Raw genomic sequence first — 14146 nt, forward strand, 5'->3', positions numbered from 1 at the left:
ACCCCCCACCTCTCGACTGCGCGCGCTCGGGGGTTTGTGTGGTGTCTGTGTGTGGCGCCCCCCCCGCCCCCGCCGCCGCCGCGGGGGCCCGCCCCCCCCCGGTTCCGCGCGTCGAGGCCACCGTTTGCCCGGTCGCGCCCTCTGGGGACCCGCGGGCTGTTGTCGTATGTTGCTGCGCATGGCGATCACCGCGCTGCCCAACTCCCGCACCGAGGCGGACGGTTCGGCCGTCGTCCGGGTGCTCAGTTACAACATCCGCTCGATGCGCGACGACGAGGACGCCCTCGCCCGGGTCATCCGCGCCTGCGCCCCCGATCTCGTCTTCGTCCAGGAGGCGCCGCGCTTCTTCCGCTGGCGCAAGCATGCGGCCCGGCTCGCGGCCAAGAGCGAGCTCGTCGTGCTGAGCGGCGGCGCCACGGCCGCGGGGCCGCTGCTGATGTGCTCGCTGAGGGCCACCGTGGAATGGACCGAGGACGTCCTGCTGCCGCTCACCCCCGGGCTGCACCGGCGCGGTTTCGCGACCGCCGTCGTACGGTTCGCGGGCGCGAGGGTCGGGCTGATCAGCTGTCATCTGAGCCTGCGGAGCGACGAACGGTACGCGCAGGCCGGGATGGTCCTCGACCGGGTCGCCGCCATGGGCGTCCCGCACACGATCGTCGCCGGGGACCTCAACGAACGCCCCGGCGGCCGGAGCTTCACCCGCCTGACCAAGGAGCTCCAGGACGGCTGGACGGCCAGCCCCTGGGGCGGCGAGTACACCTCGACGCCCACCGATCCGCACCAGCGCATCGACGCGATCCTGGCGACGGAGGGCGTCGACTTCCTCGGCTGCGGAGTCCCGCCGGACCTCGACCCGAGGGACCTGAGAACGGCGACGGACCACCTTCCGGTCCTGGCGGCGGTCAGGATCCCGGCGACCTGAGCGGACGGAGTCCGCCCGCGGCGCCGGGAGCGCGGCCCCGCTACACCACCGCGCCCCGGCCCGGGTCGTCGAAGCCGTCATCGTCGTCGTGCTTCATGCGCGCCACCAGCGTCGCGAAGCCGCCGAGAAAGCCGCCCACGCAGAGCGTCGTCAGCCACCACGTCATGCCCCACTGGAACAGCACCGCGAGCAGCATCAGCACCGGACCGCCGACGACGCCCAGCCATGCGAACTTCGTCGTCGCGTCCGCCTCCGGCAGCGGCGGCGGCTCCGGCGGGACGAAGTGGCCCTCGTCGTCGTCGCCCTTCTTGCCGGCCGGCTTCTCGTCGGTCTCGGCGTCCGGGTCCGCGAGTTCGTAGTCGCGCGGACCACCGCCCACGCTCACCCCGGGAGCGAAGACGACCGAGCCGCCGAGGACGGACTTCCGAGGATCCTCGTCCTCGCCGTCCTCTTCCTCCTCCTCGTCGTCTTCGTCGTCGTCACCGTCGTCGGAACCCTCCACGGGCTCCGGCAGCGCCAGGTCCTCCACCGATCTGAAGGGCTTCGCCCCCGGAGGGTCCGCCGGCTCCTCGCCGTACCCGGCGACGATCGCGGCCCAGGCCGCCTCCTCGTCGATCGGCTGCGGCTCGCGCTCGCCGTCCTGCTGCTCAGCCACTGCTCGTGCTCCCCTTCTCCCCGACCGCCTCCGGAGCGAGGCGGCAGAGGAACGCCCAGCTCTCCTCGAAGATCCGCTCCGCATCGTGGTCCAACGTCGCCACGTGGTAGCTCTGTTCCAGCAGGATCTCCTTCACGTCCGTCGAGGAGATCCGGCTCAGGATCCGCGCCGTGTCGGCGGGCGGCACCACATGGTCCTGCGGGCTGTGCAGGACCACCAGAGGCTGCGTGACCTGCGGCAGCTCCGCGTCCACCGTCTGGAACAACCGGCGCAGGGAGTGCGCCGCGTGCAGCGGCACCCGGTCGTACCCGATCTCCGCCGCACCCTCCTTGGCGATGTCGCTGGCGATGCCGCTCGTCGACCGGACGAAGTGGCGGACCACCGGCAGCGCATGCGCCGCGAGGCCGTGGACCTTGTTGCCGGGGTTCACCAGCACGAGGCCCTGCACCGCGTCCCCGTACTTGGCCGCGAGACGCAGCGACAGCGCCCCGCCCATGGACAGACCGAAGACGAAGACCCGCTCGCAGCTCGCGAGCAGCTCCCGCAGCGCCCGGTCCACCTCCGCGTACCAGTCGTGCCAGGTCGTGAGCTGCATGTCCTCCCAGCGCGTGCCGTGCCCGGGCAGCAGCGGCAGCGACACCGTGAGACCGCGCTCGGCCAGATACTCCGCCCAGGGGCGCAGCGACTGCGGGGAACCGGTGAAACCGTGACAGAGAAGGACGCCGACCTCTCCGCCCTCATGGCGGTACGGCTCGGCTCCAGGAAGGACCGGCACCGGGGTCTCCTGTTCGGGTTCGGCTTCGGGGATGCGAGTACGGCGAGTACCGCGACGAAGCAACGACGAAAGAGGGAAGAACCTTCACCGTACGCGACCGGACCGACACCGACCAGGGCCGTTCGCACGAAGGTGCGCCGCACACGGCCACACCCGCGAGGGCAGGCGGGAAAAGGCGGGATAAGGTCTGTCCGACAGCACACGGAAGGTACTCGAGTTGATCTACGGCGCAATGAAGTTCTCCATCGGAGGGTCACTGAAGCTCGCCTTCAGGCCTTGGGTGGAGGGCCTCGAGAACATTCCCGCCGAGGGGCCGGCGATCCTCGCGAGCAACCACCTGTCCTTCTCGGACTCCTTCTTCCTGCCCGCGGTCCTCGACCGCAAGGTCACCTTCATCGCCAAGGCCGAGTACTTCACCTCGCCCGGAGTGAAGGGCAAGCTCACCGCCGCCTTCTTCAAGGGCGTCGGCCAGCTCCCCGTGGACCGTTCCGGCGCGCGCGGCGCCGGCGAGGCGGCGATCAAGGCCGGTATCGACGTCATCGAGAAGGGCGGGCTCTTCGGGATCTACCCCGAGGGCACCCGCTCGCCCGACGGCCGTCTCTACCGCGGCAAGCCCGGCGGCCTCGCGCGCGTGGCCCTGGCCACCGGCGCGCCGGTCATCCCGGTCGCCATGATCGACACCGAGAAGATCCAGCCGCCCGGCAAGGTCGTCCCCAAGCTGATGCGGCCGGGGATCCGGATCGGCAAGCCGCTCGACTTCAGCCGCTACCACGGCATGGAGGGCGACCGCTTCATCCTCCGCTCGGTGACCGACGAGGTCATGTACGAGATCATGAAGCTGTCCGGCCAGGAGTACGTCGACATCTACGCGACCGCCGCCAAGCGTCAGATCGCGGATGCCGAGAAGGCCGCAAAGGAGGCCGTCAAGGCCGAGATCGCGGCGCGGGAAGAGTCCGGAGCCTGACCCTCTCGTAGAGGGACGCCGGGGGGTGGGGGAGATGGCCAAGCGCGAGCGTGTCGTGCGGATGTCGGTCGAGCAGCCGCTGTGGCGCGCGCTCACCGCGTACCGCGTCGGAACGATGATCTACGCCGTTCTGATCTTCGTCTTCGCCCGGGACCGCTACGAGCGGCCCTGGGTGGCCGTCGCCTTCCTCGCCGTCATGTGCGCCTGGACCCTGGCCACCCTGCCCAAGGTGGCGAACGCGGCCAGCTGCACCAAGCGCTTCCTGATCGCCGACCTCGCCGTCGCCCTGACCGGCATCCTGCTCACCCCGCTCGCGGACGAGCAGGCCCAGTCGGTCGACGGGCCCACCCTGCCGACGATATGGACCGCCGGAGCCGTCCTCGCGTACGCGATCAAGGGCGGCTGGCGCTGGGCCGGTTTCGCCTCCTCGCTGGTCGCCGTCGCCAACATCATCGAGCGCGCCCACCCCACCCGGGACACCCTCCACAACGTCCTCCTGGTGTGGGTGGCGTCCATCGCCATCGGATACGTCGTCGAGGTCGCCCGCGCCTCCGAACGCACCCTCGCCCGCGCCCTGGAGATCGAGGCCGCGACCCGGGAACGGGAGCGGCTCGCCCGGGACATCCACGACAGCGTCCTCCAGGTCCTGGCGATGGTGCAGCGGCGCGGTACGGCACTGGGCGGCGAGGCGGCCGAGCTGGGCCGGATGGCGGGGGAGCAGGAGGTCGCCCTGCGCACCCTGGTCGCCGGCGGGCTGACCCGGCCGTCGCTGGTCTCCGAGGACGAGTCGGAAGGGGCCGTGGTCCGGATCGTCGAGGAGCCGGACGACGACTGCCCGGTCGATCTGCGCGCCCTGCTCGCTCCGCGCGCCGGGGCGAAGGTCACGCTCTCCGACCCGGGCGCCCCGGTCCTGCTGCAGTCCGCCGCCGCCCGCGAGCTGGCCGCCGCCGTCGGCGCCGCCCTGGACAATGTCCGGGTGCACGCGGGCGGGAACGCCCGGGCCTGGATCCTGGTCGAGGACTGGCCGGACGAGGTGATCGTGACGGTACGGGACGACGGCCCGGGCATCCCGGAGGGGCGGCTCGCCCAGGCCGAGGGCGAGGGCCGGATGGGCGTCGCGCTGTCCATCCGGGGCAGACTGCGCGACCTGGGCGGCACGGCCGAGCTGATCTCGGTCCCGGGCCAGGGCACGGAAGTAGAACTGAAGGTCCCGCGGGATCCACGGGGGAAGGCAGGAACGCGATGAGCGAGCAGCAGATCAGAGTGATGGTCGTCGACGACCACCCGATGTGGCGGGACGCGGTCGCCCGCGACCTCGCCGAGGCTGGCTTCGACGTGGTGGCCACGGCGGGCGACGGCGAGCAGGCCGTGCGCCGCGCCGGCGCCGCCGCCCCGGACGTCCTCGTCCTGGACCTCAACCTGCCCGCAAAGCCGGGCGTCCAGGTCTGCAAGGAGCTGGTCGGCGCCAACCCCCGGCTGCGGGTCCTCGTGCTCTCCGCGAGCGGCGAACACGCCGACGTGCTGGAGGCGGTCAAGTCCGGCGCCACCGGCTATCTGCTGAAGTCCGCCAGCACGGCCGAGCTGATCGACGCCGTGCGCCGCACCGCCGCCGGCGACCCCGTCTTCACGCCCGGTCTCGCGGGCCTGGTCCTCGGTGAGTACCGCCGCCTCGCCTCCGAGCCCGTTCCGGCGGCCGGCGGCGACGAGTCGAAGGCCCCACAGCTGACCGAGCGCGAGACCGAGGTCCTGCGCCTGGTCGCCAAGGGCCTGAGCTACAAGCAGATCGCCGAACGCCTGGTCATCTCGCACCGCACCGTGCAGAACCACGTCCAGAACACGCTGGGCAAACTCCAGCTGCACAACCGGGTGGAGCTCGTCCGGTACGCCATCGAGCGCGGCCTCGACGACGCCTGAGCATCCGGGCGCGCCGGGCCGGGCGTCCGTACGCGTCGCGCCCGATCCTCCGGGCGGGCGCGGACAATTCACTCTTCGCGCTGTGTCGGAGTGACCCACGTCACGATTAGCGTGGGTCGCGCATCCCGTCCGCCACGGTGAAGGAGAGCTCCATGCGCGTCGGCGTACTGACCGGGGGCGGCGACTGCCCCGGTCTCAACGCGGTCATCCGCGCCATCGTCCGCAAGGGCATCCAGGAGTACGGCTACGAGTTCACCGGGTTCCGCGACGGCTGGCGCGGCCCGCTGGACGGCGTCACCGTACGACTCGACATCCCCGCCGTCCGCGGCATCCTGCCGCGCGGCGGCACCATCCTCGGCTCCTCGCGCACCAACCCGCTCAAGGTGGAGCACGGCATCCGCCGGATCAAGGAGAACCTCGCCAAGTGCGAGATCGACGCCCTGATCGCGATCGGCGGCGAGGACACCCTCGGTGTCGCCGCCCGGCTGGTCGACGAGTACGGCGTCCCCTGCGTGGGCGTGCCGAAGACCATCGACAACGACCTGTCCGCCACCGACTACACCTTCGGCTTCGACACCGCCGTCGGGATCGCCACCGAGGCCATCGACCGCCTCCACACCACCGCCGAGTCTCATATGCGGGTCCTGGTGGTGGAGGTGATGGGCCGCCACGCCGGCTGGATCGCCCTGCACTCCGGTCTCGCCGGCGGCGCCAACGTCATCCTCATCCCCGAGCAGCGCTTCGACCTCGACCAGGTCTGTGCCTGGGTCACCTCGCGCTTCAAGGCCACGTACGCCCCGATCGTGGTCGTCGCGGAGGGCGCGATGCCCCGGGACGGTGACATGGTCCTCAAGGACGGCACCCTCGACTCGTACGGACACGTCCGGCTCTCGGGCGTGGGCGAGTGGCTCGCCAAGGAGATCGAGCGGCGGACGGGCAACGAGGCCCGGACCACCGTCCTCGGCCATGTGCAGCGCGGCGGCACCCCCAGCGCCTTCGACCGCTGGCTCGCCACCCGCTTCGGTCTGCACGCCATCGAGGCCGTCCGCGACGGGGACTTCGGGAAGATGGTCGCGTTGCGCGGCACCGACATCGTCCGCGTCCCGATCGCCGAGGCCACGGCACGGCTCAAGACGGTCGATCCGGCGCTGTACGCCGAGGTGGGGGTCTTCTTCGGCTGAGCGGAGCGGCGCCGGTGGGGCCGGTCGGTGTTCCAGCCGGTCGGCCGACCCGGCATCAGCTGACCCGGCGTCGGCCGACCCGGCCTGCGGCGCGGACCGCTCCCGGGGTCGTATATTCGCCGGTACCCGACAATTCCGGCGAACCCCCGGGAGGGGATCCGTGGAAATCCTGGCATTCGGTGTACAGGCCGACGAGAAGCCGCTGCTCGAGAATGCCTTCGCGGGACACCACGACATCCGCTGCCTGGAGGTGTTCCTCTCCCAGGACACCGCCCCCATCGCCGCCGGCTACGAGATCGTCTCCACGAGCGTCAACGCCGACCTCGGCGCACGGGTCCTGCGGACCCTCGCCGACGGCGGCACGAAGTGCATCGCCCAGCGCTCCACCGGCTTCAACAACATCGACCTCGACGTGGCCGCCGGGCTGGGCCTCACCGTCGCCCGGGTCTCGTACTACTCCCCGTACTCCGTCGCCGAGTTCGCCTGGACCCTGGCGATGGCCGTCAACCGGCGGATCGTCCGCGCCTCCAACCGCACCCGTGACTTCGACTTCCGGCTCGACGGGCTGATGGGCCGTGACCTGCGCGGCCGCACGGTCGGTGTCCTCGGCACCGGGAAGATCGGCGAGGCGTTCACCCGGATCGCCCACGGCTTCGGCATGCGCCTCCTCGGCTGGGACGTCGCCGAGAACCCCGCCTGCGTCGAACTCGGCATGGAGTACGTCGAGAAGGAGCAGCTCCTCGCCGAGGCCGACCTGGTCAGCCTGCACGTACCGCTGCTCCCCGCGACCCGGCACCTCCTGGACGCCGCCGCCCTCAGGACGATGAAGGAGGACGCCATCCTGGTGAACTCCAGCCGCGGCGGCCTCATCGACACCGAGGCGCTGGTGGCGGAGCTCCGCGCCGGCCGGTTCACGGGCGTGGGACTCGACGTGTACGAGGCGGAGGCCGGGCTCTTCTTCCTCGACAAGTCACTGGAGGTCGTCGCGGACGACACCCTGGCCCGGCTGGTGACCTTCCCGAACGTGGTGGTCACCTCCCACCAGGCGTACTTCACGGTCGACGCGGTCGGCCAGATCATCGCCACGACCGTCCAGAACGTCCTCGACTACACCGCGGGGCGGCGCGGCGAGAACGTCCTGGTCCCGGCCGCTTCCTAGCCGCTAGACCAGCACCCCGGCGAGCAGGGACGCGGTCAGCGCCGCCCCCTCCATCGTCAGCACCGACTCCGGGTGGAACTGCACCCCCGCGAAGCCCGGTCCGCGCAGGGCGTGGACCTCGTCCGTCGCCGCGTCCCGGCTCACCTCGATCCGGTGCAGGGCAAGTTCGGTGGCGGTGCGGTCGTCGCAGCGGGCGGTGAAGCTGTTGTAGAAGCCGACGGTCTGCTCCTGCCCGAAGAGGTCGATCCGCACCTGCGCCCCCTGGAACGGGGTGCGCTTGCGGACGAGCTCCAGGCCCAGCTCGGCCGCGATCAGCTCATGGCCCAGACAGACGCCCAGAAGACCGTGCCGGTGGTCCCGGACGAGATCGGCCGTGAGGCCTCGGAGGAAGCGCATCTTCGGGTCGGCCGCGTCACCCGGGTCGCCGGGCCCGGGGCCGAGCACCACCGGGCCGTCGTGGGCGAGCGCGAGCTCCCGCAGCCCCGGCTCGTCGTAGCGGACGACCGACACCTCCAGGCCCGAGGAGCGCAGCAGATGCGCGAGCATCGCCGTGAAGGTGTCCTCGGCGTCGATCACCAGCGCGTGGCCGCTCAGCTCGGCCGACCGCACCTGCATCCTCAGCCAGAACGGCGCCAGGTCGGCCCGCCGGGCGTCCAGCGCCGCCCGCACCCGCGGATCGTCCGCGAGCCGGGCCGCCCGTGGGGACTCCTCGCGCGGCCGCCCCTCCCGTACCCCGAGCGCCGCGAGGACGCCCGCCGCCTTGGCATGGGTCTCGGCGACCTCGCCCGCCGGGTCGGAGTGGCGCACCAGGGTGGCGCCGACCGGCACGCGCAGCCGCCCGTCCCCGGAGATGTCGGCGGTCCGGATGAGGATCGGGGAGTCCAGCGTCTGGACCCCGTTCTCGTCGGTGCCGAGCAGGGCCAGGGCGCCCGCGTAGTAGCCGCGCCCGCCGGCCTCGTGCCGCTCGATGACCCGGCAGGCGTTCTGCACGGGGGAGCCGGTGACGGTCGCCGCGAACATCGTCTCCCGCAGCACCTCGCGGACGTCGAGGGACGAACGGCCGCGCAGCTCGTACTCGGTGTGCGCGAGATGCGCCATCTCCTTGAGCCGCGGGCCGATCACCACCCCGCCCATGTCGCCGACCGTGCACATCATCTTCAGCTCCTCGTCGACCACCATGGAGAGCTCCTCGGTCTCCTTGCGGTCGGCGAGGAAGGTCAGCAGGTCCTCGGGGGTCGGTGCGGCGCCGGCCGGGTAGCGGTACGTGCCGCTGATCGGGTTCATCACGACCGTTCCCCCGGCCATCCGGACGTGCACCTCGGGGCTCGCCCCGACCAGCGTGCGCTCTCCGGTGTGGACGACGAAGGTCCAGTACGCGCCCCGCTCGCCCGTCAGAAGACGGCGGAACAGCGCGAGGGCGTCGGCCCGACCGAAGCCCGGGATCTCGCCGGTGTAGGTGCGGCGGATGACGAAGTTGGCGCCCTCGCCGGAGCCGATCTCCTCGTCGATCACCCGCCGCACGGTCTCGGCGTACGCCTCGTCCGACACGTCGAACCCGCCGCCCTCCACCCGGACGTCATGGCCAGGCAGCTGCTCCATCGCGGCGGCGAGCGACAGCTCGTACGCCTCCTCGGCGACCAGCACGGAGAGCGGGGTGCCGTCGTCGCGGACGTCGAAGCCGCGCTCGCGGATCTGCCGGAACGGCACGAGGGCGAGCGTCGGCAGCGCGCCGACGGGCAGCTCCGCGAGCCGCTCGGCCTCGTGGACCGCGCCGATCAGCACCTCGACGGTGTCGTGATCACGGCCCGGAGTGCGCCTGCGGAGCAGGGCGAAGGGCGGGCAGGAGTCGTCGAGGAGACGGGAGAGGTCCATGGAGCGTGTTCCTTCCGGGAGTCGGAGAGGAACGGCCTCGGGGGTACGAGAAAGGCCGCCCCTCGGGGCGGCCTTTGCGTGTCTCGGTGTACGCGCAGTCAGTGGGCCGCCGGATGAGCGGTCCACCACCAGTTCTGGATCTGCGGCGCGAACATGCGAGCACTGTAGCCCAGCCGGACATGGAAACGGGGCCCGGTCCGCACCGTGGACGGTGCGAGCCGGGCCCCTTCCCGCGATCGATCCGATCCGAAGGATCAGAAGATCATGGTGTAGATCTGCCAGCCCGGACCCATCTTGATGCGCCCGCCGATCGGGGACGCGGCGTTGCCCGTGCCCGGGTACAGCCACGCCACGCCGGTGGTGTCGCGGGCCATCAGGTCGACCTTGCCGTCACCGGTCAGGTCGCTCGGGCCGAGGATGACGTTGTGCATGTTCCATCCGGTGCCGACCTTGACCCGGCTGGCATACGGAGCGGTGGCGTTGCCGGTGCCCTTGTGCATCCACAGGACGCCGGTCTTGTCGCGGCCCAGGATGTCGGCCTTGCCGTCACCGGTCAGGTCGCCGGCGCCGACGATGGTGCTGTAGACGTGCCAGCCGGTGCCGAGCTGCGTGCGACCGGTGAACGGCGCGGCCGGGTTGCCGGTGCCCTGGAAGAGGTACACCGCGCCCGACTTCTCGCGGGTGAGGAGATCGGCCTTGCCGTCACCGGTGAGGTCGCGGGCACCGACGATCTGGTCGTAGCCGCCCCAGCCGGAGCCGACCTTGACCCGTCCCTTGAAGGGCGAGTTCGGGTTGCCGCTGCCCTGGTGGTACCAGAGGACACCGGAGGCGTCGCGGCCGACGACGTCACCGATGCCGTCGGCACGCAGCGCGGTCATCGGGGTGACCAGGTTGTAGACGTTCCAGCCGGTGCCGGCGCGGTAACGGCGCAGGAACTGGAAGTTCGCGTTGCCGGTGCCCTGGTACTGCCAGTAGGCGCCGGAGCTGTCACGGGCGATGACGTTGTAGCGGTTGGTGGCGGTGACGGGGGTGGCGGCGGAGACCACCTCCACCTCGGACGCCTTGACCCAGGCGATGCGGTGGTTGAACCGGATCGGGATGAAGAGGTTCGTCGTGCCCTTGACCAGGGTGCGCGAGCCGGCGCCCGTTCCGTCGAAGGTGCCGCCGTAGTAGTAGTCACCAGCGACGGGGGCGCCGCCCTGGACGTACTTCTGCCCCGACAGCAGCAGCTTGCTGTACTGCGTCAGCGCCTCCTGGCCGCGGCTCTGAACCGCGACGTTCGTCCCCGTGTACGCCGCGTCCTCAGGGTAGGCACGGCCGTAGACCTTCACGGAGGCCAGGCCGGCCTTCGGCGTTACCGCCGTCCTGGTGCCCGTGCCGACCGGGACGGTCCACTGGCCGCCGGGGTTGTAGAACCAGGCCTTCTTGCCGCCGTACCAGATCGCGGTCCAGTCGTACTGGCTCTCCGCGACCACGTACTCGCCGCCCGCGACGAGCTTGTTCGCCCAGTTGGAACCCTCTGACCAGGTCGACGAGAAGTACGGGTCGGTGAGGGTCGACGAGCTCGTCGACGGCGAGGAGTAGAGGTAGCCGAAGTTCGACGGCCGCGGGGCGACCGCTGCGCCGCCGTACGTCAGCTTCGGCTGGTTGGCCGTGGTGAACGGCGGGACGTAGCGGACGACCTGGCCCGCCTTGAGCAGCCCGCCCGCGCCGCCGACACCCGTCGGGGCGCCCAGCAGGGACATGTAGTGGTTCCAGTCCCAGAACGGGCCCGGGTCCCAGTGCTGGGCGCGGACCTTCTCGTCGAGCACGCCGGGGATCTCGTCGTGGCCGATGATGTGCTGGCGGTCCAGCGGGATGGAGTACTTGGTCGCCAGGTGCTTCACGAGAGCGGCGGAGGACTCGTACTGCGGCTCGGTGTACCAGGAGCCGCTCTTGATGGCGTAGCCCTCGTGCTCGATGCCGATCGAGTGCATGTTGAGGGTCTTGTTGCCCGCGTGCCAGGCCTCGTTCTTGTTCTCGACCATCTGGGTGACGAGACCGTCCGAGGCCCGGATCAGGTAGTGCGCGCTCGCGTACGACGCCGGGTTTTTGAAGACGGCGAGCGAGCCGTCGTATCCGCCCTCGGTGTCGTGGATGGCGATGTAGCGGATGTCGTAGCCGGCCTGGGGACGGCCGGCGACGTTGTAGTTGCCGTAGTCCGTCGGGTCGGTCGTGCTGTTCTGCCGGAAACCGGCAGGAATGAAGTTGCAGTTCAGGCCCACAGGGCAGTCGGCCGTCGCCGTCGTCGCCGCGAAGGTCGCCGCGAGCGGGACGTTCGACGGCTTCACGGGCTCGACCGAGGGATCGGCGGGCAGGACAACCTGCTCGCCGTCTGTCGTGAGCTCCCGCTCGCCCGTCTTGATCGACTCGAAGACACGCTTCGCGAAGAGGTCGGCGCCCTTCTTGTCCGGTGCCTGGCTGTAACGCGCCACGGCCGGGTACCAGGCCCCCGCCTCGTCCGGCAGATCGCCGGTCGCCTGCTTCTGGTACTCGGCGAGCAGCGCCGCGCCGGCGCGGATGCTCGCGGCGGGGTCGTTCTTCAGGGCCTCGTCGGAGCTGTCGACCAGCTCGGCGGCCTTGTCCAGGGTGTGCAGCCGCGGGTCGTCGGTGTCGACGGTCTCCTTCGGCGTGGTGCTCAGCGCCTTCTTCGCGTCGAAGTGCTTCTCGACGTTGGGGTCGCCGCTCCGGTTCATGTGCTCGAGGCGTTCCTCGTCCGCCTCGGGCTCCATGTCCTCCGCGTCGACATCCGTCAACCCCATGACGTTGTACGCGCCGGTCACACTCGGCTCGCCGTCGTGGGACTCCCACCGCGTCTGCCGGTACGACACGGCCATCAGCACGCTCTGCGGCACGTCGAACTCGCGCGCCGCGTCCGCGAACTGCGACTGCAGCGACGCGTCGGCGCTGTTCTTGTCGTCCGAGGAGCCCAGGATGCCGGGCGACGCCACGGCTATCGTGCCGATCGTCGCGGTGGCGACGACCGCCGCCGCCGCACCGTAAAGCAGCCGTCTCTTCTTGCGGTCCCTGCGGTGCCCTTGAGACACACCCACCCCTGTGATCAATTCAAGCCTCAGATGTAAACGCGCGTGAGGGTAACACCACTCGAAAGCGTGACCCCCGTCCACAGACATTTCGGACGCGCGTCTCAGTCACTGGTCGCGTCCCTGGACAGGTCGCCGGACCCCGTAATGTGGTGGTTGTGACCGTGAACGCTAAGACCACCGCTATCGGTGGCAACACCTGGCGAGACCTTCCCGCGGCGCAGCAGCCTGAGTACCCCGATGCCGAGGCTCTGCGCGATGTGATCGCGGACCTCGAGTCGTATCCGCCGCTCGTCTTCGCGGGCGAGTGCGATCAGCTGCGCGCCCGTATGGGAGCCGTCGCCCGTGGCGAGGCGTTCCTGCTCCAGGGTGGCGACTGCGCCGAGGCCTTCGACGCCGTTTCCGCCGACCACATCCGTGCCAAGCTCAAGACGCTGCTCCAGATGAGCGCCGTCCTGACGTACGCGGCCTCCGTGCCCGTCGTCAAGGTCGGCCGCATCGCCGGGCAGTACTCCAAGCCCCGCTCCAAGGGGACCGAGACCCGCGACGGCGTGACCCTGCCGACGTACCGCGGCGACTCGGTCAACGGCTTCGACTTCAACGAGAAGGCCCGCATCCCGGACCCCGAGCGCCTGAAGCGGATGTACAACGCCTCCGCCTCCACGCTCAACCTGGTGCGCGCCTTCACCACCGGTGGCTACGCCGACCTGCGCCAGGTGCACGCCTGGAACCAGGACTTCGTGAAGTCGTCCCCCTCGGGTCAGCGCTACGAGGCGCTCGCCCGCGAGATCGACAACGCGCTGAACTTCATGAAGGCCTGTGGAACCGACCCGGCCGAGTTCAAGGCCGTCGAGTTCTACGCCTCCCACGAGGCGCTGCTGCTCGACTACGAGGGTGCCCTGACCCGTACGGACTCGCGCACCGGCAAGCTGTACGACACCTCCGGCCACATGGTCTGGATCGGTGAGCGCACCCGCCAGCTCGACCACGCCCACATCGAGTTCGCCTCGCGGATCGCGAACCCGATCGGCATCAAGCTGGGCCCGACGACCACGGTCGACGACGCGCTGACGTACATCGACCGGCTGGACCCGGACCGCGAGCCCGGCCGGCTGACCTTCATCGTCCGCATGGGCGCCGACAAGGTCCGGGACAAGCTCCCGGAGCTGGTCGAGAAGGTCACCGCCTCGGGCGCGACCGTCGCCTGGGTCACCGACCCGATGCACGGCAACACCTTCGAGGCGGCCTCCGGTCACAAGACCCGGCGCTTCGACGACGTGCTCGACGAGGTCAAGGGCTTCTTCGAGGTCCACAAGGGCCTCGGCACGCACCCGGGCGGCATCCACGTCGAGCTCACCGGTGACGACGTCACCGAGTGCGTGGGCGGCGGCGACGAGATCTTCGTCGACGACCTGCACCAGCGCTACGAGACGGCCTGCGACCCGCGGCTGAACCGCAGCCAGTCGCTGGACCTGGCGTTCCTGGTCGCCGAGATGTACCGCGATCAGTAAGTAGCTTCCTACGACTGTGGGGGGGTGTGGGTTTGAGTTTATAGTGACAAAATATCTGAAATTATGTATAGAAAAGATGTAGAGTGTTGTTTTTGTTTTTGGTTTGTATA

12 protein-coding genes are annotated in these 14146 nt (G+C 70.4%); 7 read left to right on the top strand and 5 right to left on the bottom strand.

Going from position 1 to position 14146, the window contains the following annotated elements; translation table 11 throughout:
* Positions 1 to 178 precede the first annotated feature (178 nt).
* Positions 179 to 922, top strand: a complete 744-nt coding sequence (locus ACFVZW_RS30795) for an endonuclease/exonuclease/phosphatase family protein (RefSeq protein ID WP_384528142.1) — start codon at positions 179 to 181, stop codon at positions 920 to 922.
* A 40-nt stretch (positions 923 to 962) separates the two neighbouring features.
* Here the strand turns inward: ACFVZW_RS30795 and ACFVZW_RS30800 are convergent, their stop codons facing one another.
* Both ACFVZW_RS30800 and ACFVZW_RS30805 read right to left on the bottom strand, forming a co-directional pair.
* Entirely contained in the window at positions 963 to 1577 is a 615-nt protein-coding gene (locus tag ACFVZW_RS30800) for a hypothetical protein (protein ID WP_384528145.1), read from the bottom strand.
* Positions 1570 to 2352, bottom strand: coding sequence for an alpha/beta hydrolase (locus ACFVZW_RS30805; protein WP_384528148.1), 783 nt, complete (start codon positions 2350 to 2352; stop codon positions 1570 to 1572). Before ACFVZW_RS30805 ends, ACFVZW_RS30800 begins: the two co-directional genes overlap by 8 nt.
* A 232-nt stretch (positions 2353 to 2584) precedes the next feature.
* Between ACFVZW_RS30805 and ACFVZW_RS30810 the strand changes: the two genes are divergently transcribed.
* The 5 genes from ACFVZW_RS30810 (at position 2585) to ACFVZW_RS30830 (ending at position 7570) form a co-directional block, all read left to right on the top strand.
* Entirely contained in the window at positions 2585 to 3316 is a 732-nt protein-coding gene (locus tag ACFVZW_RS30810; RefSeq protein ID WP_384528212.1) for a lysophospholipid acyltransferase family protein, read from the top strand.
* 34 nt (positions 3317 to 3350) lie between these two features.
* Complete coding sequence (macS, locus tag ACFVZW_RS30815) at positions 3351 to 4562, top strand: MacS family sensor histidine kinase (RefSeq protein WP_384528151.1); 1212 nt, start codon at positions 3351 to 3353, stop codon at positions 4560 to 4562.
* Positions 4559 to 5230 carry a response regulator gene (locus ACFVZW_RS30820; RefSeq protein ID WP_384528153.1) on the top strand — a complete coding sequence of 224 codons (672 nt, stop codon included), beginning with the start codon at positions 4559 to 4561 and terminating at the stop codon, positions 5228 to 5230. Before macS ends, ACFVZW_RS30820 begins: the two co-directional genes overlap by 4 nt.
* Before the next feature lie 152 nt (positions 5231 to 5382).
* Positions 5383 to 6411: a 6-phosphofructokinase gene (locus tag ACFVZW_RS30825; RefSeq protein WP_384528156.1), complete on the top strand. Its 1029-nt coding sequence runs from the start codon at positions 5383 to 5385 to the stop codon at positions 6409 to 6411.
* Positions 6412 to 6571: 160 nt separating this feature from the next.
* The gene (locus tag ACFVZW_RS30830) at positions 6572 to 7570 is read left to right on the top strand and encodes a 2-hydroxyacid dehydrogenase (RefSeq protein WP_384528159.1); all 999 of its coding nucleotides are present in this window, start codon (positions 6572 to 6574) and stop codon (positions 7568 to 7570) included.
* A 3-nt stretch (positions 7571 to 7573) separates the two neighbouring features.
* Here the strand turns inward: ACFVZW_RS30830 and ACFVZW_RS30835 are convergent, their stop codons facing one another.
* From ACFVZW_RS30835 to ACFVZW_RS30845, 3 genes are all read right to left on the bottom strand, one after another.
* Complete coding sequence (locus tag ACFVZW_RS30835; RefSeq protein WP_384528162.1) at positions 7574 to 9442, bottom strand: anthranilate synthase family protein; 1869 nt, start codon at positions 9440 to 9442, stop codon at positions 7574 to 7576.
* Positions 9443 to 9540: 98 nt separating this feature from the next.
* A complete protein-coding gene (locus ACFVZW_RS30840) occupies positions 9541 to 9597 on the bottom strand; it encodes a trp operon leader peptide (protein ID WP_071892416.1) in 57 nt (18 codons plus the stop codon).
* A gap of 99 nt (positions 9598 to 9696) precedes the next feature.
* A complete protein-coding gene (locus tag ACFVZW_RS30845; RefSeq protein ID WP_384528165.1) occupies positions 9697 to 12528 on the bottom strand; it encodes an N-acetylmuramoyl-L-alanine amidase in 2832 nt (943 codons plus the stop codon).
* Between the two features lie 155 nt (positions 12529 to 12683).
* Between ACFVZW_RS30845 and ACFVZW_RS30850 the strand changes: the two genes are divergently transcribed.
* On the top strand, positions 12684 to 14036 hold the full coding sequence (locus ACFVZW_RS30850) for a class II 3-deoxy-7-phosphoheptulonate synthase (RefSeq protein WP_384528168.1): 1353 nt from the start codon (positions 12684 to 12686) through the stop codon (positions 14034 to 14036).
* Positions 14037 to 14146 lie beyond the last annotated feature (110 nt).

This window comes from Streptomyces sp. NPDC059567, from assembly GCF_042735655.1.
Taxonomy (GTDB): Bacteria; Actinomycetota; Actinomycetes; order Streptomycetales; family Streptomycetaceae; genus Streptomyces.